The following is a 19,015-nucleotide window of genomic DNA, read 5'->3' as shown; positions in this document are numbered from 1 at the left end:
TGTAGGCAAGGGATGCTATGCCATGCCATATGATGGTGAGTGCCGCCTTCGGCGAGCTAACGGAGGTACTCGAACGGCTGGAGTCGTCCGACGCCGCGGTCAGGGACGTCGATATCGGCGAGGGGGTCGCGGCCGACGGGGACGAGTTGACCGCGTCGCTGACCGTCGGCGTCCCGGTGATCGACGGCGCGGAACTCCCCGACGGAGTCACGGTCGAGGGCGAGGGCGTCGACCTGCGGGACGGCCGGGTGACCGTCGGCCTCACGGTGACGCTCCCGACCGACGGCGCGGCGACGCCGGCCGGGTCGACACGACACGGCGGGTCGCCCGGGCGGGCCGAGTCGGACGGCGTCCCGGCGTACAGGGACCCGGAGGCGCTGCGGGCCGCCTACGAGGCGTGTGACTCCTTCCCCGAGATGACCGAGGCGCTCGGGGTCGACGTCACCTCGGAGACGGTGCGGCGGTACACGGTCGAGCACGACATCCACGACCCGTCCGAGAGCGGGCCGCCCGTCGGACCCGACGTGACCGTCGAGGCGTCGGCCGACGCGGCCGACGACGGTGACGACGAGCCGGCAGACGGCTCCCCCCACAGGGACGGCGGACCCGAGGAGCCGGCCGGGTCGTCCGACCGCGACGACGCGACCGTCGCCGAGCTACTGGCGGCGTCGGGCGGCGGGGACGGCGGCGACGCGCTGGTCGCCGACGGGCTGGGGGTCCCGAAGGGGCTGACCGTCGCCGAACTCGCGGCCGTCGTCAACGAGTCGGACACGGTGTACGAGGTCACCCAGCGGCTGGGCGTCGACCGGGATCAGGCACGCCGGCTCCTCGCGGAGACGTCCCTGCTGGACCTGGTCACGCAGCGGCTCGGCGCGGAGCGGATCAGCGTGACCCCGAGCGAGGTGCGCCGACGGATCGACCGCGGCGGCTCCGGCTCGACGCGATAACGCACCGGTGCCCAGCGGGGCAGGCGGGGCCGGACAGCATCGGATCCCGCCAGCGCCCGCACGTCGAACGTCGGCGGGTAGGCAGGGGAAAAGTTAATGCTCCGAACGGGATCATGATGCGTAATGGCCACGATCCGAGTGCGGGACTGGACGAAAGAACAGATCGAGAAGATCCTCGAGGAGGAATCGCACTCGTCGCACGATTCCGTCATCAAGTCGCTGCTGAAGGACCGCGAACTCGCCAAGTTCGCCGGGCAGGGTGTCGACACCGAGCCGGACGCCGAAACCGAATCGCCGCAACCCCCCGCGGACAAGGCGTTCGAGGACCTCACCGTCCTCGACGAGTTGCACGGCGCGGACAACGGCGTCCTCTTTCTCTGGTGCCCGAACTGCGGGAACGAGTTGGCCCACCTCACGCTCGACAACCCCGTCGACGTCTCCGTCTTCGAGATGGAGTGCCAGCGGTGTCTCACCCACCTCGACCAGCACGCGATCATCGCCATCGAGATCGGCTACCCCATCGAGGAGAAACTGGTCGAGGACGACCTGGGAGACGACCTCAAGGCCTGCGTCATCGACTACTGGGACCGCACCCTGGAGCGGACTGCGGACGCCGACGCGGACGAGCGGGAGGCCGAACAGCTCGTCTGGCAGTTCGACCAGTACGTGCGCAACTTCCAGTGGGACTGGCCGGCCGACGTGCCGGTGGTGGGCTTCGAGACGGGCCGGACGTTCCGCGACGCCGTCGCCGACGAACTGATCGAGGTGATCGAACCGGTCACAGAGAACCGGAACGCGCTGGACGCCTTCGAGGTGAAGCGCTACCCCGACGGCGCGGACCCGGGCGAGGTCGACACCGAGACGATGGACGGCGACGCTATCGCCGACCTGATCATCGACCGCAACCTGTTTCTCCACGACGAACCCCCGAACGGCACGGCCTCCGGAGCGTGAACCGAACCACGACGGTGTGGAACCTCCCGCGACGGGGCGTATCGCTGCCTGCACTCGGACTGTCGACAATCCGTCCAAGGTCGGCGACGCGGATATATAATTTGAAGACAATAGTAATTGGGAGAATTAGTTTAGCGTTCACTCGGATCGCCAACTCATTAGCCAAAACCACGTTCCGTCGGCCGGCGACAGTAATCGGGACGGATTGATCGCCCCCAATGCGGGCGAATATCGGGAGATATATTCTCCATCCTCGACGGAGCCATCCAGTTTCGCACCGAGGCCGCCGAATCGAGCTACTGAGACGGGAAATTCGTCGTATCGGCGATAGTGTCGTCGGTTCCTGGTCGATACGAACCGACCGAGGCACGCTATCGAACCAACGGCGTGTTTATATTATATTTATCTGATATAGATACGATCGTATCAGTGTGGTTTTTATCGTCCGACCGGCGGTCGACGGACGGCATCACTGGATCCGTACCGACGGCCGCTCCCGACATACGCACGTCTCACGGTCTAACTCGTCCGAGACGTTCCCGAACGTTTATTGGCCGAGAAACGGTCGGGTCAAACGATTGATGTCCCTCGGTAGCCCCTCCAGCCTCCCGGTTCGACGGCCGACGGTTCGGTCGGTGGTCGGCGTCCCGTTCCGCGCACAGACGTACAAGAACCTCCTGTATCTCGCGCTGGCGTTCCCGCTCGGACTGGCGTACTTCATCGCGCTGTCGGTCGGACTCTCGGTTTCCCTCGCCGCTATCGTCCTCGTCGTGGGCGTGCCGCTGACCGCGATGGTGCTGGTCTGTGCCGTCGGGGTCGCCAGGTTCGAGGGCATCCTCGCCAGCGTTCTACTCGGCGTCGACATCGACACGCCGGACCGCGTCTGGCTCCAGGAGGAGGGCTTGTGGCGGCGCGCCGCCGGGCTGTTCTTCTCCGTGAACACGTGGAAGGCGGTGCTGTACCTCGCGAGCAAGCTTATCGTGGGGATCGTCTCGTTCGTCCTCCTACTGACGCTTTTCATGACGAGCGGGACGATGATGGCCGTCCCGCTGTTCTACGACCAGCCCGGGGTCCACGTCGGCCTGATCATGCACGGCCCGGTCCAGGTGTCGCCCTCGCTGACCATCCCGTGGGACAGTTTGCTCGTCGGCGTCGAAACCGTCGTGACGATCACGTCCTGGGAGGTCACCACCCTGCCCCAGGCACTGTTGATGTCGCTGCTAGGCTGTTGTTTCCTGCTCGCCGCGATGAACGTCACGAACGCGTTCGCCTGGGTCGCCGGCCGCTACGCGCAGTTCATGCTCGGCGAGGCGTCGGTCAACCCCATCGTCGACGAGGCGGCCTGATCCGGGCTACCGCTCCCACTCGTAGAACCACCACGCCGCCCCGAACAGCATCATTCCCGCGCCGAGCGTGGACGTCAGGGGCTCCGGGATCACGAACAGCACGAAGCCGACGATCAACAGGACGGTGGGCTCGATCTCGTTCCAGTACTCAGCCCAGGTCGGTAGCGCCATACCGGAGGCTACGGTACGGAGGGTGAAAACACCGATCCGTCGGGCGTCAGCGAACGACGGTGACCGGGACGTCCGACCGGCGCATCACCGATTCGGCGACGCTGCCGAGGAGGAGCCGCTGGATCCCCTCGCGGCCGTGGCTCCCCATCACGATGCCGTCGACGTCGTTGTCCTCGGCGTAGGCAATGATCGCGTGTCGCGGGCGGTCCACCTCCGTCTCCGTCGACAGTTCGGCGTCGTACTTCGCGGCTATCTCGCGGGCCTCGTCGTGGATCCCCTCCGCGCGCTCCATCGCGTTCTCGTACCACTCCTCGCCGACGGGCACGGACTCGAACTCCGCGGGGTAGGCCGCGTCGACCGGGTCGATGACGTACAGGGTCGTCACGTCGTCGTCCGGGAAGTGCTCCAGAGCGTATTCGAAGGCACGGTACGCGAGCGGGGAACCGTCGACCGGCACCAGGATCTCCGACATACGCCGACGTACAGCCGGGGGTGGCAAATATCTGACTCCACGGAGCCGAAATCACTCCCCGCCGTCGACCTCCTCGAACGCGTCGGTCATCCGGTCGGCCATGTCGCCCGCCTCGATGTGCGAGTAGTGCTCGCGGACGATCTCCTCGGAGTTGTCGAGCGCGCGGGCCGCGGCGGCGTGGCCGAACGTCCGCACCAGCACCTCGCCCGCGCCGCGCCGCGCGCCGTGTGGCTGGAGGTAGTCGTGGTCGTCGCCGACGTCGATCGCGGCGTCGTCACAGAGGGTCCGCAGGATCCGCCGACCGGCGTCCGTCGTGATCGACGGCGGCGCGACGTCGAACTCCAGGCACGTCTCGAACACGGTCCGGTCGGCGCGGAGCCCGTCGATCTCCGCCTCGTCGTACCCCCGTTCGGCCAGTTCCGTGTCGATCCGGCGTGCGAGCGTCGGCCGGTGGAACGTCGGGAAGACGGGCCAGTCGTCGCTCGGCGGGTCGAGCACAGTTCGATATCGTCGCATGGGATTTACGACTGGGGACGGCAGGCCCCGGTCGTCGTACCGCTGCTTCTTGGCGAACACCGTCACGTAGCGGTCGTCCAAGTGCACGTCGCGCCAGCGGAGGCCGTCCCGCCGGTCGTCGTTCGGGTCCGCGAGGACCTCGGCCCCGCGGACGCCCGAGTACGAGAGGAGGTAGACGAGCGCCCGGTCGCGACATGCCTTGACCGCGTCGGTCGGGTCGTCGCCCGCGAGCGCCGACTCGGCGCGCTCGTCGACGAACGCCGTGAGCGCCCGGCGGTCCTCGGAGCTCCAGGCCTGCTGTTCGCCGCTCGTACGGCCGTTCTCGGCGGGGAGCGGTTCGGTCGCGTCGCGCCGTTGGGCGATGTTCTCCGGGAGATACCCCTCCCGAACTGCCCAGCCGCAAAAGGACGAGACGTAGGCGTAGTAGGTGCGGACGGTCCCGGCAGTCCACCCCTGCCGCGCGAGGTGGCGGGCGTACGCGCGCAGGTCCCCCGCCGACAGTTCCTCGAACGACTCCCTGCCCTCGTCGTCGAGGAAGGACACGAAGCGGTCGAGTTCCCGCGCCGCGTCGCGCCGGTAGTTGCCCGATTCGCCGCCCCGTCCCTTCCCCTTGTCCGCGAGGAAGTCGTCGACGACGGCCTCGATACGCGTCACGCTTGCCCCCCGATATCCAGTCCGAAACCCGCGGTTCGTAGCGATCCCATCGTGATCACGGTGGGGGAGGGCGGCGAGGTCCTTATACTTACTCGTGCTTACCTCACTAAGCACACGTATTATGCCATCGGGCGAAATCGACGTCCCCGGCCTGTAACACCGGCATATCGGAGAGTACGATACATAATAAAGTACATAATGGTATATCTATTTGTAGGCCAGACCACGGCTACGGGTGGTGACACCGCTACCGACGCGATCTGGTCGGACTGGAGCGGAACAGCGTCGTTTGGAGGGGACACGGCGGATGCTTCGGGACCAACGTCATACTGGGTCGTATAGGGCGGCCAACTATCGACAACCGAAAATCGGGGAGGCGAGCGCAACTACCTGAGAGGGCAGCGTCCGCGCCGGTCAGCGGCCGATCGTGCCCTGTCGCGTAACCGGGGCCTCGGGGTCGATCACGAACGCGACCAAGATCGAGTCCTCGCTTGCGGTCACGGCGACGTCGCCGTCGCCGGTCACGAGCGCGCTCTCGGTGAAGCCGACCGACTGGTCGCCGACGTCGACCGCTCCCTCGAAGACGTACAGGTACGTGTCCCGGCCCGCTCGTGCGGGCAGCGTCGTGGTGGCACCGGCGTCGAGCCGACAGTCGTAGAGGTCGACCTCGTTTCGGACGTACAGCGGGGCGTCGGTCCCCTTGGGACCGAACAGGTGCCGCCACTCGTTGGGGGTCGGGTCGGGAATCGGTTCGTGCTGGATGTCGGGGTCCAGATTCAGACTGTGCGGGCGGACGAATATCTGGAGCATCCGCAGCGGCGGGTCGTCGGCGAGCGTCTCCTCGGCGTGCCAGAAGCCGCTGCCGGCGTTCATCACCATCAGGTGGTCGGGGTCGGTGACGAGTTCGTTGCCTTGCCGGTCGTCGTGTCGCATCACGCCCTCGGGCACCCAGGAGATGATCTCCTCGTTGCGGTGCTGGTGCATCCGGATCAACGTTCCGGGGTCCATGAACGACTCGACGACCGTCGCCAGCGGACCGTAGCCGTGGTCGTCGTGGTCGGGGACGGCACGCCCGGGGAAGTCGAGGTGGATCCGGAACTTCCCCTGGTTCTGCGAGACGTCCGTCCGCGGCGCCGTGTAGATGCGAGGCCGTTGCGAGGCGGTATCTTCCATTACCCACCGTAGTCTCTCCGTCGCTATATGGGTTCTGCGTCGGATACGCGCCGGCCTCGGCTCGGGCACACTTGAGGAACCACCGGCCGCGCAGTACGGGACGGCGGACCGTCGTGCCGGCTATACCAGGCCGCGTTTGCGGGCAAAGTACTCCCCGCCGCCGAGGACGAGATACAGGGCGACGTACAGCGGCGCGAGACCGACGGCGTAGAGGCTCAAACCGAATATCGCTCCCGCCCCGATACTGCCGGAGCCGATGCCGAGGGCGAGCCAGCCGACGACGACGAGACAGAGCACGGCGAGCGGCGCCCGAATGCGCGCGTGGAGGTAGAGGGCGACCGGAACCGCAAACGTGGCGATGCCCGCGCCGCCGAGAAGGAGGAGCGTCCCGACCGCTTCGACGGTGAGGTTCGAGAGGAACTCGTCGACGCTCCACGACGCGAAGAGGAGCCCGGAGACGAGATAGAGGAGCAGGACGGCCGTTCCAACCGCCGTCCCGACGATCACGGACTTGCCGACGGAGGACTTCGAATCGGGCGGGGTAGTTGCCATCGTTACGGCTTCGCTCCACGTCGGTTTAATATCACCCACCCGTTCAGGTGGCGTCGCTACCGACCGGCACGGGACTGGGTCCCCGGCCGGGTATCGTCACATCGTCCGTGACGTCGCCGTTTCGCCGGCGGTGTTCCCGGCGGAGGTGTGTCATGGGTTCCAGCGTACGACCCCGCTACGCGAGGTGTCGGAGCAGTTCTTCGGTAACGGCCTCGCGCTCGTGGTGGACCCAGTGTGAGGCGTCGGGGAAGGTTCGGAGCCGACCGTCTTCACAGTAGTCGATGCTCCGGTTCGCCATCGAGGGGAGGAGTGCGATGTCGTTTTCCCCCCAGCAGATCAGCGTCGGCGGGGTGACCGTGTCGCGTGGTGGCCCCTCGGAACGGCGGAACCCGCGATACCAGTTCAGCCGGGGTGAAACGCCGGTGTGGTGCCAGGCCGCCCGGTAGCGGTCGATCGACGCCTCGTCGAACGTGCCCTCGTTCGAAGTCAGTTCGAGGGAGTCGACCATGTTGGCCATGTCGTTCCGGCTCAGCAGCCACTCCGGGAGCTTCGGCACCTGATAGAACCACACGTACCAACTCAGGGCGATCTGTTGGGGGCTGGACCGCAGGGTCGCCCGATACACCGTCGGGTGCGGGACGTTGAAGATCCCGAGTCGGTCCACGAGATCGGGGTGGCGGAGCGCCACGTTCCAGGCGACGAACCCGCCGAAGTCGTGCCCGACGACGTGGGCCGAGTCCCGCCCCTCGCTCCGGATCAGCTGGCGCACGTCGGCCGTCAGTTCCGACTGTCGATAGGCGTCGATCCCCGCCGGCGCCTCGCTCAGGTTACAGCCCCGCTGGTCCGGGACGACCACGCGGAAGCCGGCCTCGACGAGCGACGCCATCTGGTGGCGCCAGCCGTACCAGAAATCCGGATGCCCGTGCAACAGCACGACCAGCGGCGCGTCGGGGTCGCCGGCGGTCACGACGTGTAACCGGACCCCGTTTACCTCGCGGTAGGTGGACGTGACCTCGGGGTCGGTCAACAGCGATGCATCGGTGTCGACCTGTGGTTCCGTCACTGCCATCGGTATCGGCTCGAACCGTCGACTTGATTCGGTGTCACTGTCCCGGACATGGACCGTTGCTCCACGTCGGCGTAGGCTCCGAAGGCGATTATGCTGACTGCCGCAGCCATGGGGCTCCTTTTAAGCGCCGGGTGCGTCGTAAGGCGAACAGCCCGTGTGGGGACCGCCCCGAACGGGTCCCGAAACCACGTCAGCGAACGATCCCGCGAAACACCCGTTCCTCGACCTTTCGGAGGTGTTCGCCCACCGTTGCCGGGGAGATACCGACGGCATCGCCGACGTCCGCGAGCGACGCCTGCCGGGGTTCGCGGTAGTACCCCAGATCGACCGCCGCCTCGAGCACCTCCTCCTGCCGGGACGTGATCGTCCCCCTGAGCGACGACCCGTCGGCCTCGTACTCGCCCGTTTCGAGGACTTCGAACCCGATCGACTCCGTCCCCTCGGCGTATTCGAACAGGTCCCGGAACGCGTCTTCGGTTCCCAGATACGTGACCTCCAGATGGTTCTCGGAGGTGAAATGAAACGGCGTGTCGAGCACCAGAAGCGATTCCCGCTGAAGCCGGAGCGCCCGTCGGACCGGTTCCGTCGGTTCGAACTGACTCACCGCCATCCAGCGGTCCTCGCCGGCGGTGAGATACTCGATAACGTAGGGGGAGTCGTCCATAATCTGCCTGTACCGTTCCTGACTGCCGCTGGCCTCGGCGAACAGCAACACGGTGTCGTCGCCGAGGAGTTCGATACGGTGGATCGCCCGCCGCTCGATGGAGGCGGCCTCCGCCAGTTTCCCCCCGAGCGGATGGAACGCGCCGCCGTCGTTCGGCTTGACCAGCGCCGTGAGGTATCGCATTCGCCACGGAGGTAGCGGGACGACGTATTTATATCCCACCTCGGGTGGGAGGGAACCCGTCTTACAGCCCGACCCGCTCGCCGTCCTCGGGGACGGACACGTCCGCCGTCCCCGCCCGCAGTTCCTCGCGCGACAGCAAGCAGTGATTGATCGCCTCCATGTGGACGACGACGACCGCTGCGTCCGTTGCCTCGCGGACGGCGGCGACGTCCTCGACGCCCATCGTGATGGGATCGCCCTCCACGAACCGCGCTTCGCCGCCGTTGAGGACGACCAGGTCGGGCTCGAACCGGTCGAGCGTCTCCTCGACCGGCCCGTACCAGACCGTGTCGCCGGCGACGTACACCGTCTCGTCGGCCGCGAAGACGAACCCCGAAACCGGCCCCATCTCCTCGGCCAGGTCGCCGTGTCCGTGTCGGCCCGGCGTCCGGTGGACCGTCACGCCGTCGAAGGTGGTCTCGTCGTCGACAGGCCGCACGTCGGTGAACCCCTCGTCGGCGAAGGCCTCCGCCTCCTCGGGTTGGCAAAGGAGGGGGACGTCGGCGTCGAGTTCCTCGCTTGCCGCCTCGTCCCAGTGGTCGGGGTGGCGGTGCGTGACGACCACGGCGTCGTAGGTGAGATCGACGTCGGGCATCGGGACGAGCGGGTTCTTTCGGTCGTTCGGCGAGTTCGGCACGGGCGGGTTCTCCCCCTGCGGCGTGAACATCGGGTCGACGAGGAACGTCGTGTCGCCGACGTCCACGAGAACCGTTGCGTTGCGGATCAACTGCACGCTGGCACCAGTCATACGGGGACCGCTACGGGGGCCACCGGGATGGGGTTTACTCCGTCGGATCCTGACCCACCGGCGTCGATCCGGTCGGTCAGTGAACGAGTTGACGTCCATAAGTTGAGTCGACGGTTAGCGAACCGGCGGATCCACCACCCTGTTTAGGCCCACCTAAAAATCGTAGCGTTTATGCATTGTTAGGCGAGCCTAAAACCATGGTCGACGATTCGATCGGACGCGGGATACCGACGCGGAGGGAGTTCATACAGGGCGGCAGCGGGCTCGTCGCCGGCGGGATGCTCGCCGGCTGTACCAGCACCGGCGGGTCACAGGAGTCCGGAGACGGGACGGACGGCTCGTACACCGTGTCGATGGCCCCGATGGGCGAGACCGAGTTCGACGCCGTGCCCGAGAGCATCTTCACCCGGCTCACGCACCTCGCGGGGATGGCGTTCGCGCTCGGGCGCGGCAACGACGTGAACGCGATGCACGCGCCCGACTACTACGACCAGCTCTGGAACCAGTACACCCCGCACCTCGACGGCGTCTCGCTCGATTGGTCCGGCCTCTACTCCTCGTGGGACCCCGACAAGGAGAAGCTCTACGACCTGAACAGCGACGTCCACCTGGCCGACCCGGCGAGCGTGTTCGCCCTCCAGAGCTGGAACATGGAGGACATCGAGGAGATAGGGTCCGACGTCGGGCCGTGGTTCGGCAACCAGTTCAGCGACTCGCACGGCACGCCGCCCGAGGAGTGGGTCGACGACTACGAGTACTACGGCCTTTGGGAGATGTTCGAGCGCGTCGCGGCGGTGTTTCAGGAGGAAGCCCGGTACGAAGCGCTCGCCGGGATCCACGATGACCTCCTGAACACGCTCGAATCGGTGCTCCCGCCCGAATCAGAGCGACCGACCGCGGTGCTCATCGGGGCCAGCGACCTCGACAGCATCTACGCGTACCCGCTCGACGACCCCGGCTTCCTGACGGCCCACGTCAGCCCGCTGGAGCCGGTGAGCGCGTTCAGCGACGAGGTCGGGTCGACGACGCAGATCGGGATGGAGGCGCTCCTCGAAGCCAACCCGGACGTGATCTTCGCGCTCGGCGGGATGCACCCCCAGACCAGCATCGGGGCGATCCGGAGCGGCCTCGCGGACGACGCGGCCGGGAGCCAGCTCCCCGCCGTGCAGAACGACCGCGTGTACGCCCAGGGGGCGCGCTACCAGGGGCCGATCCTGAACCTGTTCCAGCTGGAGATGACCGCCAAACAGCTGTACCCCGACGCGTTCGGCGAGTGGCCGACCTACACCGAGGGGCCGTATCCCGAGATCCCCGAGGAGGAACAACTGTTCGACCGTGACCGGGTCGCGGCGGTCATCAGGGGCGAATTCGACCAGTAAACGACGCCCCGCTCGGGCGACGGTGACCGCGTCCGTGGCCGGCCGCCATCCGGGGGTCAAGCCCGCGAACAGCCCGTCCGCGACGGGTTACAGGAGGAGCCTCCCGGCGGCGTACGCGAGCACGAACGAGAGCGCGAACGACCCGGCCCACGCGCAAAGCGTCACGAGGATCTTTCGCGCGTCGACCGCGGCCTGGCCCCCGACGGCGGCACCGCTCCCGATGATCGCGCTGACCACGATCTCGTTGAACGACACGGGGACGCCGAGCAGGACGGCTAGCTGTGCGATCAGAAACGACGGGACGAGCGCGGAGATGGCGCGCCGCGGCCCCAGCGACGAGTAGTCCCGTGCGAGTGACTTGATCATCCTGGGGGCACCCGTCCACGATCCCGCGAGCATCCCCAGACCGCCGCCGACCAGCACCGCGACCGTCGACGCCGACCCGACTTCGCCGAGGAGGGGAAGCAGCGGCCCGACCGCGAGTCCTACCTGACTGCCGCCCGCGGAGAACGCGACGAGCGACCCGAGCGCGAGCAGCACGCGCTGCAACCCCCCGCACTGGTCCCGTTCGACGTCCCACCGGACCAGGGCGGCGACGGTCAGGGCCGCACCGCCGGTGACGACGACAGCCGACGCCCACTCGCCGACCGCCAGCACGTCCTGGCCGACTCCCCGGACGGTCCCGGTGGAACTGCCCCCGCCGAGGAACCCGAACTCGACGTTCACGAGGACGGCGGCGACGACCCCGACGAGCGCGGGCACGCTGTACCGCTCGGGCACGTCGGGGCGCGGGAGAACACTCGCGATGACGTACGCGATCCCGCCGCCGACGAACGGGGTCGCCACCCAGACGGCGGCGATCTGGCGATACTTCGGCCAGACCGGCGTCCCGCCGAGCGCGAGGCCGATGCCGATGACGGCACCGGTCACGGTGAACGCGGTCGCGATCGGGTACCCAGTGACGATGCCGACCGCCATCAGTCCGGCACCCAGCACCAGCACGAGGATGACGCCGGCGACCGGCATGCTCGTCCCGCCGACGAGCCCGGTCCCGACGGCCTCCGAGACGCTGCTACCCTGGGTGACGGCGCCGGCGAACCCGAAGATGCCGACCAGAAAGGCGGCCCGCATCGTCCCCACGGCGTTCGCTCCAACGGCGGGGGCAAACGGGGTCGCACCGCTCGACCCGGCACCGATGACCCAGGCCATGAACAGGCTGGCGAGCGCGGCACCGACGAAGAGGGCGACGAGAGCGGGGTCCATCGGCACGGGGCGTCAGTCCGCGCCCGACGGGGCGGTCTCGGGGGCCCGGTCGCGGCTGCGCCAGTAGCCCTGGAGGTACGCGCCGAGGAACATCCCGGCGAGGGCCCACAGGATGGCGACGTTGCCGACGCCGAGGCTGGCGTAGGCTGCCCCGGGACAGATGCCGGAGAGGCCCCAGCCGACGCCGAAGACCGCGCCGCCGACGAGCACGTCCCGGTCGAACGGCTTCAGGCGACGCTCGTAGCGGTCGCCGGTCAGGGGCGCGCGGCCGAGCAGCCGGGGCGCGAGGAGGAACGTCAATCCTGCGACGGCCGCCCCGCCGAACATCACGAACACCAGCCCGAGGTCCTCGAACTGGAGGAAGTCCAGCACGACCTCCGGGCGCGCCATGTGGCTGTAGGCGAGCCCGAACCCGAAGACGAGGCCGCCGACGAGGACCAGCGGCACGAACAGGGGATGGCGGTCCGCCATCTACGGACTCGCCCCGAGTGCGGCGACGACCTGTGCGGTGACGATAGCCACCGCGAGAAACGTCACGACGCCGACGACTGACGTCTTCGAGGCCGACCCGACGCCGCAGATGCCGTGGCCGGACGTACAGCCCTTGCCGACGCGCGTCCCGACGCCGACGAAGAACCCGCCCACCAGGAGCCGCCACGGCTGCACGTCCGTCGTCCACGCCCCGCCCTGGTAGACGACGGCGTAGACGCCCGCGCCGAGAACGATGCCGAGCGTGAACACGAGCCGCCAGTCCCGCGAGGCGACGTACTGCTGGAACCGCGACCGGTCCGAGACGTACGACAGCGTCGACTCCAGGAACGTGCTCGCCCCCGCGTGAATCCCCGTCCCGAGGTAGATGAGGACGGTGCCGAGCCCCACGAGTAACCCACCGACGGCGTACCGGCTGACGCCGTTCGGGAACAGTTCGGCGACGACCTGGAGTCCGACTAGGTCAGTCACCATCTGTGTCGTCAGTCATCCGCGAGCGAGTCCCGGCTCGCCGCGCAGTTGTTCGGGCCGAGTTCGAGCGCGAACGCCGCCTCGTCGTCGACGGCGTTCCGACCGAGGTTCGTCGCGATGATCTCCTCGTAGTTGGCCGGCCGCGGCGGCATGTCCGCGAGCACGGCGTCGACGAACTCGTACTCGGTCATCGTGAGCGCGTCCATCTCCTCGACGAGGTCGCCGATGGGCGCGGTGTAGGTGCCGTCGGCGGCCGGGTCGGCGGCGTCGCTGAAGTGCGCGCCGCCGACCAGCGTGTCGTCGGGCAGCGCCAGCACGCGCTCCTGCAGCGACTCGTAGAGCCGTCGCGCCGCGTCGGGCGCTCCCTCGTTGCCCTCCTCCAGGTCGGGGCGGGCGACGCTCTCGACGAAGAGGCCGTCGCCGGTCGCAAGCAGGCTGCCGTCGACGAGGTAGGACGTCATCCCCGTGGTGTGCCCCGGCGTGTAGACTGCCTCGATGGTGGCGTCGCCGACCTGGAACGTGTAGCCGTCCTCGGCGGTGGTCAGGTCGTCCGCGTACGTGACGCCGCGGTCGACGGCCGCTTCGGGGACGACGCCCTCGACGCCTTCGTCGGCCAGGTCCCGCACCCCCGAGACGTGGTCGGCGTGGACGTGCGTGTCCAGCGCGTACCGGAGGTCGACGCCAAGGTCGGTGGCGTCTTGCAGATAGCGCTCGGTGAACGCCCGCAGCGGGTCGATGATCGCGGCGTCGCCGCCGTCGTAGAGGAGATAGCCCAGACAACCCGAGGAGGGCCGCTGGTACTGCAGGAGCGTGCCGGCACCGTCGTAGCCGGTGACTTCGACGGCCTCGTAGATGCTCGCCCAGCCGTTCATCCCGCCCTCAAGGTGGTCCACGTCGTAGCCGCGTTCCGCGAGCGTGCCAGCAACGTACTCGCTGGCACCGCCCTTCGCACAGACGACGGTCACCTCGCGGTCGTTCGGGACGCGCTCGAGGACGTCCTCGTCGATCCCGTCCTCGAGGAACTCGTAGTACGGGACGTTGATCGACGTGACGCTCTCGTCGTCGATGTGCCACTCGTCGTAGTCGGACCCCATGCGCGCGTCGAGAAGCGTGACCGCCTCTCCGGCGTCGATGCGGTCCTTCAGCGATTCCGGATCGACCGTTTCCACGGCGACGTCCGGCGTCGGGAAGTCGTCGGCGTTCATGTCGTGTGGTCGCCTCTACCGGTCGACCGCACAAAAGCGTTTTCATAGTATTTCCTTTGAAGAGCAATACTAACTGGTGTTGAAACACGGTTCGATACCATATAACGCCAATATAGCCGTTTTAGACGCTTATTTATCCAATGAAGGCGATGTAGTGATTTGTAGTAAGCACAAGAACCAACAATCTTTTAACCGAGTGTAGGATATTGTGCGGTAGCTCCAATACAGACACACGGAGCGGATACCCAATGAGCACCGAATTCGATATCGCGGAGACGCTCGACGTGAAAGGCGCATCGTGTCCCATGCCCGTGGTGAAGGCGAAGGCCGCCATCGACGACCTGGCCGCCGGCGACGTCCTCGAAGTGCTGGCGACCGACCCCGGCAGCGTGAGCGACATCGACGGGTGGGCGGCCGGAACGGAGGGCGTCGAACTACTCGACCAGGCGGAGGGCGACGACGTGTACACCCACTACGTTCGCAAGACGGCGTGACGATGAGCGCCGACACACCCGACGCGGCGGCCGACGAGGTGCCCTCCCGAGCGGAACTGGCCGCACGCGTCGACGAACTCGAGGACGCGCTCGACGCAGCCACCGGCGGGGACGACACGAGGAAGGTGAGCATCATCGCGACGAAGGGAACCCTCGACATGGCGTATCCCCCGCTGATCCTCGCCAGCACCGCCGCCGCGTTCGGCTACGAGGTGACCGTCTTCCACACGTTCTGGGGGCTGGATATCCTCCACGAGGAGCGCTCGAAGGACCTCAAGCTGAGTTCCGTCGGCAACCCCAACGTGCCGGTGCCGAACGCGGTCGCAGCGCTCCCCGGCATGGACCGCGTGACGACAAAGATGATGGAACGACGGATCGCGGACAACGACACCGCGTCCGTCGAGGAACTCGTCGAGACGAGCCTCGAGATGGGCGTGGAGTTCCAGGCCTGTCAGATGACCATCGACCTGCTGGACTACGACGAAGGTGACTTCTACGACGGCGTCACCACCGGCGTCGGAGCCGCGACGGCCCTGCGGGACATGGCGGACGCCGACATCCAGTTGCTGGTCTGACGGGGACGGGTTGCGGACTACGAATCTCCTGTGGTCGAAGTGACCGAGGATCTTCACAGGATCGACGTCCCCTACTGGGCCTACGAGATGGCCGTCTCCACCGGAACTGCCGAATGCGTCGTCGAATCGAGTGTCGCCATCTCAGAGGTAGTTCCGCCGACGGAACTATGTGCAATGCTATCTCGTTACACGTATGGCCTCCGGATCGCGGCGGGATATCTACGCCGAAACCTTGGCCGTCTTCGACGAACGCGACGACCAGTACGAACCGCTCACGACCCCGGAAGTGGCTCAAACTCTCGACGCGGAGCGTCGAACTATTCACAAACGACTGGAAAAACTGGCCGAACGGGGCCGACTCGAAACGAAAAAGGCCGGGTCCGGGTCCCGGGTTTGGTGGCGAAACTCCGCTGATGCGAGTTCCCAAGGCGATCACGATCAGGAGACTCAGCCGAGGTCGGAGACGGAGAGCCAAGCGGATGATACCTCAGATGGCCATCGTTTAGCGGTTGAACCAGCCGACGGATCGACGGGGGAAAATCACTCTCGGTGGCAGTCACAGACGCTGGAGTCGCTGATCGATGGCCTGGGCATCGTCAGCGAATCCGGGGAGTACCTCTACGTGAACCAGGCCCACGCGGACGTGTACGGCTATGACGACCCGGATGTGTTTCTCGGGGAACACTGGAAGATGTGTTACTCGGACGAGGAGTACTCACGGTTCCAAGACGAGATCATTCCGGCGCTTTCCGAAGACGGCGCTTGGCGCGGTGAAGCCACCGGGAAGAAACAGGACGGCACGACGTTTCCCCAGGAGATATCGCTGATGGCCTCCGAATCCGGTGGCATCATCTGTGTCGTCCGTGACATCACGGACCGCAAGGAGAACGAACGACAGCTCCGTGAGGCGCGTGAATTCAACGAGGAACTGGTCGAAAACGCCCCGTTCGGGATGTTTCGCCTTGACGAAGAGCTTCGAATCACCTACGAGAACCCGCGGGCTGAGGAGATAATCGGTCTCCCTGATGAGAAGGAATCGTCGGCCGCGATCGGTCTGGACATCAGCGAACTCCCGCCGATCGTCGAGACGGGGCAGTCGGATCTCTTCAAGAGCCTCAAGCATAGCGAAACGATCGAGTTTTCGTTCCCGTTCGAATCGATCTACGGAAAGGAGGCCTACTTCACCGGGCGTGCGGTCCCAGTGCACCGGGACGGCGAGTTCGACGGCGCCATTCTAATGGCAACGGACATCTCCGAGCGCCGGCAGTACGAGCGGGACCTGGAACGGCAACGTGAGCAACTCGCCGCGCTCGACGAATTGAACAACGTCGTACGTGGTATCACCACGGCGGTCATCGAGCAATCCACCCGTACGGAGATCGAGCAAGTGGTCTGTGACCGATTGGCCGACTCCGGTTCGTATCGATTCGCCTGGGTCGGGTCGCTCGATTCGGCCCACGATCTGGAAACGCGAGTGTGGTCGGGGTGCGCTGGCGAAAACGACGACGTCCCGCCCGTACGGACGCTGGCCGAGTCTACTGAGCAAGGCCCTGTTCGGAAAGCCATCGACACCAAGCGGATGCAGGTCATCCAGAACGCCCGACAGGAGCTGAGTTCCGGCGCGTTACGGGACCATGCGAGCCAGTTCGATTACAGTTCACTCGCGATCATCCCGATCCTCCATCAGGGCGTGCTCTATGGGGTTCTCGGTGTGGGTTCGGAACGGCCGGATGCCTTTGCCGAGGCGGAGCGGGAAGTCATCGGCCAACTCAGCGACGTCATCGGCCACGCGATCGCTGCGGTAGACCACAAACGGGCACTCATCAGCGAGGAAGTTATCGAACTCGAACTACAGATCCCGGACCTGTTCGACACGGAGGACGTCCCACCAACGGCAGGCACCATCACCATCGAGCGGATGACGCCACTGGGCGGAAACGAGTATCTGATGTATGGACGACTCCCCGAAGGCGCCATACCGGTTCTCGAAGGGCTAAGTGAACGGCTCCAGGGCTGGAAGGACCTTCAGACGTTCTATGAGACGGACGGTGTAGTTCGGTTCGAACAGCACCTCTCGGCTGCCCCACTCACTTCGGCTATCGCGGACCACAGAGGCAACTTCAAGCAGGGACGAATCGAGAACGGAGCCTTCAGCGCGACGATCCAGTTACCACCGGGGATAGATGTCCGGTCGGTCATCGGGAGAGTGCAGGAGACGTACCCCGCCGGCAGGCTCGTGCGACAACAGCAGGTGACTCGGTCGGCCCCTTCGCTACAGGATCTGGTCAATCTACTCACCGACGACCTCACTGAACGCCAGCGAGTCGCCATCGAAGCAGGATACTTTGGAGGGTTTTTCAACAGCCCCCGGCATCGAACCGGCGGGGAGATAGCCGACTCACTAAATATCGATGCCTCCACGTATCACCAGCACGTCCGGAAGGCCCAAAGCAAGCTTCTCGAAGTGATATTTGAGGAACTCTGAAAGCTTCTCCCCCGGCGGTCACATATATTGGTGCGTCAAACTATCACGCTCCCTGGTCAGGGTGGTAGTATGAATCACCGACCCGAAGCGCCGACGAGAGGGGGTGACCAGGAGACGTTATCCACGGTACTAGGTGATTTGCGGTATCGACGCGTGCTCGCGACTCTCGTCAACCGATCGAGTCCCGTCCCACTCCAGGAACTCACCAGCCACCTCACGGAACGGGAGTCCGACGGTGAATCAACGGAAATTCCGGGCTCGGACCGTCACTCGATCCGGATAGACCTCACCCACCGGATATTGCCGAAATTGGAGGCGGCCGAATGTATCGACCGGCAGTCCGATGGGGTCATCGCCGCTGACCCCTTACCGACTAATTCGCTGGGAATGTCGCTCCCGGACTTACGAGAGCCCGAGCATCCCCTCTGGGAGCCGATCAGCGTTCTCCTCAGCCATCCCCGTCGGCAGGAGTTAGCGGAATGCCTCGTGGCCGCTCCGGGCAGAATCAGCCTGGGGACTCTCACTACCATACTTACGAAGCGACGATTAGGCCCGCGACCCACGTCCTACAACGCAAAACGAACCCTTCGCATTACGCTGCATCATCGTGACCTTCCACAGTTAGCCGCTGTCGATCTGGTCGAATACGACCAGTCGGCACAGCGGATCTCCCCGAACCCACGTCTCTCGAATGTCGTCGATACGACCGGAATAGATCCGCAGATCAACCAGTAACTACTGTTCCCGCCTGCAGGAGGCAAGGCTCTCCTGAGTCATATACCGCCGTTCGTCCGGGTCCCGGTTAGCCGTTAGATTACTCGAAACCCCCGACTTAGGACGGTGAATTCCCACGAACCAGAGCGCATCGAGCCTGTACAAAGACACTCGGGTACTGCATCATCGAATTGCCGTCACCTGGATCTCGGTGACGCGAATTCGGTCGCTCCGGTCGACATCGGATTGGTATCCCATGTGTGGTGTTACCCATAGAACCCAAACACTAAGGGTGTTGCCTAAAACAGCAAAACACGGTTCGGCTAATGAGCGAAGACAAACCGCACCAGAACCTGGCCATCATCGGCCACGTCGACCACGGCAAGAGCACACTCGTAGGGCGACTCCTCTACGAGACGGGGAGCGTTCCCGAGCACGTCATCGAGCAGCAC

Annotated in this window: 21 protein-coding genes; 9 read left to right on the top strand and 12 right to left on the bottom strand. The window is 65.8% G+C overall.

Features of this window, described 5'->3' with window-relative positions:
- Positions 1-29 precede the first annotated feature (29 nt).
- From EYW40_RS13040 to EYW40_RS13030, 3 genes are all read left to right on the top strand, one after another.
- Complete coding sequence (locus EYW40_RS13040; protein ID WP_135822090.1) at positions 30-947, top strand: DUF8073 domain-containing protein; 918 nt, start codon at positions 30-32, stop codon at positions 945-947.
- A 123-nt stretch (positions 948-1,070) separates the two neighbouring features.
- Positions 1,071-1,901 carry a hypothetical protein gene (locus EYW40_RS13035; RefSeq protein ID WP_135822089.1) on the top strand — a complete coding sequence of 277 codons (831 nt, stop codon included), beginning with the start codon at positions 1,071-1,073 and terminating at the stop codon, positions 1,899-1,901.
- Between the two features lie 581 nt (positions 1,902-2,482).
- Entirely contained in the window at positions 2,483-3,247 is a 765-nt protein-coding gene (locus tag EYW40_RS13030; RefSeq protein WP_135822088.1) for a sensor domain-containing protein, read from the top strand.
- A 6-nt stretch (positions 3,248-3,253) separates the two neighbouring features.
- Here EYW40_RS13030 and EYW40_RS20030 read toward each other — a convergent pair whose 3' ends face one another.
- The 8 genes from EYW40_RS20030 to EYW40_RS12995 form a co-directional block, all read right to left on the bottom strand.
- Complete coding sequence (locus EYW40_RS20030; protein ID WP_202614539.1) at positions 3,254-3,418, bottom strand: hypothetical protein; 165 nt, start codon at positions 3,416-3,418, stop codon at positions 3,254-3,256.
- Positions 3,419-3,464: 46 nt separating this feature from the next.
- Positions 3,465-3,890 carry a universal stress protein gene (locus EYW40_RS13025; RefSeq protein WP_135822087.1) on the bottom strand — a complete coding sequence of 142 codons (426 nt, stop codon included), beginning with the start codon at positions 3,888-3,890 and terminating at the stop codon, positions 3,465-3,467.
- 51 nt (positions 3,891-3,941) lie between these two features.
- Positions 3,942-5,060, bottom strand: a complete 1,119-nt coding sequence (locus tag EYW40_RS13020) for a tyrosine-type recombinase/integrase (RefSeq protein WP_135822086.1) — start codon at positions 5,058-5,060, stop codon at positions 3,942-3,944.
- Positions 5,061-5,474: 414 nt separating this feature from the next.
- On the bottom strand, positions 5,475-6,233 hold the full coding sequence (locus EYW40_RS13015; protein WP_135822085.1) for a pirin family protein: 759 nt from the start codon (positions 6,231-6,233) through the stop codon (positions 5,475-5,477).
- A 120-nt stretch (positions 6,234-6,353) separates the two neighbouring features.
- A complete protein-coding gene (locus tag EYW40_RS13010) occupies positions 6,354-6,785 on the bottom strand; it encodes a hypothetical protein (RefSeq protein WP_135822084.1) in 432 nt (143 codons plus the stop codon).
- Between the two features lie 175 nt (positions 6,786-6,960).
- Positions 6,961-7,854: an alpha/beta fold hydrolase gene (locus EYW40_RS13005; RefSeq protein WP_135822083.1), complete on the bottom strand. Its 894-nt coding sequence runs from the start codon at positions 7,852-7,854 to the stop codon at positions 6,961-6,963.
- A 190-nt stretch (positions 7,855-8,044) separates the two neighbouring features.
- Positions 8,045-8,701 (bottom strand): helix-turn-helix domain-containing protein, encoded by a 657-nt coding sequence (locus EYW40_RS13000; RefSeq protein WP_135822082.1) that lies wholly within the window; start codon positions 8,699-8,701, stop codon positions 8,045-8,047.
- A gap of 61 nt (positions 8,702-8,762) precedes the next feature.
- Positions 8,763-9,488: an MBL fold metallo-hydrolase gene (locus EYW40_RS12995; protein WP_135822081.1), complete on the bottom strand. Its 726-nt coding sequence runs from the start codon at positions 9,486-9,488 to the stop codon at positions 8,763-8,765.
- Between the two features lie 197 nt (positions 9,489-9,685).
- Here EYW40_RS12995 and EYW40_RS12990 point away from each other — a divergent pair, with 197 nt between their 5' ends.
- Positions 9,686-10,867 carry an ABC transporter substrate-binding protein gene (locus tag EYW40_RS12990; RefSeq protein WP_135822080.1) on the top strand — a complete coding sequence of 394 codons (1,182 nt, stop codon included), beginning with the start codon at positions 9,686-9,688 and terminating at the stop codon, positions 10,865-10,867.
- Between the two features lie 87 nt (positions 10,868-10,954).
- Here EYW40_RS12990 and EYW40_RS12985 read toward each other — a convergent pair whose 3' ends face one another.
- From EYW40_RS12985 to EYW40_RS12970, 4 genes are read right to left on the bottom strand one after another with little or no spacing between them, the layout of a single operon-like run.
- Positions 10,955-12,130 carry an inorganic phosphate transporter gene (locus EYW40_RS12985; protein WP_135822079.1) on the bottom strand — a complete coding sequence of 392 codons (1,176 nt, stop codon included), beginning with the start codon at positions 12,128-12,130 and terminating at the stop codon, positions 10,955-10,957.
- A gap of 12 nt (positions 12,131-12,142) precedes the next feature.
- Complete coding sequence (locus EYW40_RS12980) at positions 12,143-12,601, bottom strand: YeeE/YedE family protein (RefSeq protein WP_135822078.1); 459 nt, start codon at positions 12,599-12,601, stop codon at positions 12,143-12,145.
- On the bottom strand, positions 12,602-13,093 hold the full coding sequence (locus EYW40_RS12975; protein ID WP_135822077.1) for a YeeE/YedE family protein: 492 nt from the start codon (positions 13,091-13,093) through the stop codon (positions 12,602-12,604).
- Between the two features lie 8 nt (positions 13,094-13,101).
- Complete coding sequence (locus EYW40_RS12970) at positions 13,102-14,295, bottom strand: MBL fold metallo-hydrolase (RefSeq protein ID WP_135822076.1); 1,194 nt, start codon at positions 14,293-14,295, stop codon at positions 13,102-13,104.
- 248 nt (positions 14,296-14,543) lie between these two features.
- Here EYW40_RS12970 and EYW40_RS12965 point away from each other — a divergent pair, with 248 nt between their 5' ends.
- The 5 genes from EYW40_RS12965 to EYW40_RS20330 all read left to right on the top strand — a co-directional run.
- On the top strand, positions 14,544-14,789 hold the full coding sequence (locus tag EYW40_RS12965; protein WP_135822075.1) for a sulfurtransferase TusA family protein: 246 nt from the start codon (positions 14,544-14,546) through the stop codon (positions 14,787-14,789).
- A 2-nt stretch (positions 14,790-14,791) separates the two neighbouring features.
- The gene (locus tag EYW40_RS12960) at positions 14,792-15,364 is read left to right on the top strand and encodes a DsrE/DsrF/DrsH-like family protein (RefSeq protein ID WP_135822074.1); all 573 of its coding nucleotides are present in this window, start codon (positions 14,792-14,794) and stop codon (positions 15,362-15,364) included.
- 193 nt (positions 15,365-15,557) lie between these two features.
- Positions 15,558-17,849: a bacterio-opsin activator domain-containing protein gene (locus EYW40_RS12955; RefSeq protein WP_135822073.1), complete on the top strand. Its 2,292-nt coding sequence runs from the start codon at positions 15,558-15,560 to the stop codon at positions 17,847-17,849.
- Between the two features lie 69 nt (positions 17,850-17,918).
- The gene (locus EYW40_RS20520) at positions 17,919-18,584 is read left to right on the top strand and encodes a DUF7344 domain-containing protein (RefSeq protein ID WP_449271851.1); all 666 of its coding nucleotides are present in this window, start codon (positions 17,919-17,921) and stop codon (positions 18,582-18,584) included.
- Positions 18,585-18,889: 305 nt separating this feature from the next.
- A partial coding sequence (locus EYW40_RS20330) for a GTP-binding protein (RefSeq protein ID WP_135822072.1) occupies positions 18,890-19,015 on the top strand: 126 nt, incomplete at its 3' end.

It is taken from the genome of Halostella litorea, from assembly GCF_004785955.1.
Taxonomy (GTDB): Archaea; Halobacteriota; Halobacteria; order Halobacteriales; family Natronoarchaeaceae; genus Halostella; species Halostella litorea.
This window is presented reverse-complemented; position numbering and strand designations above follow the sequence as displayed.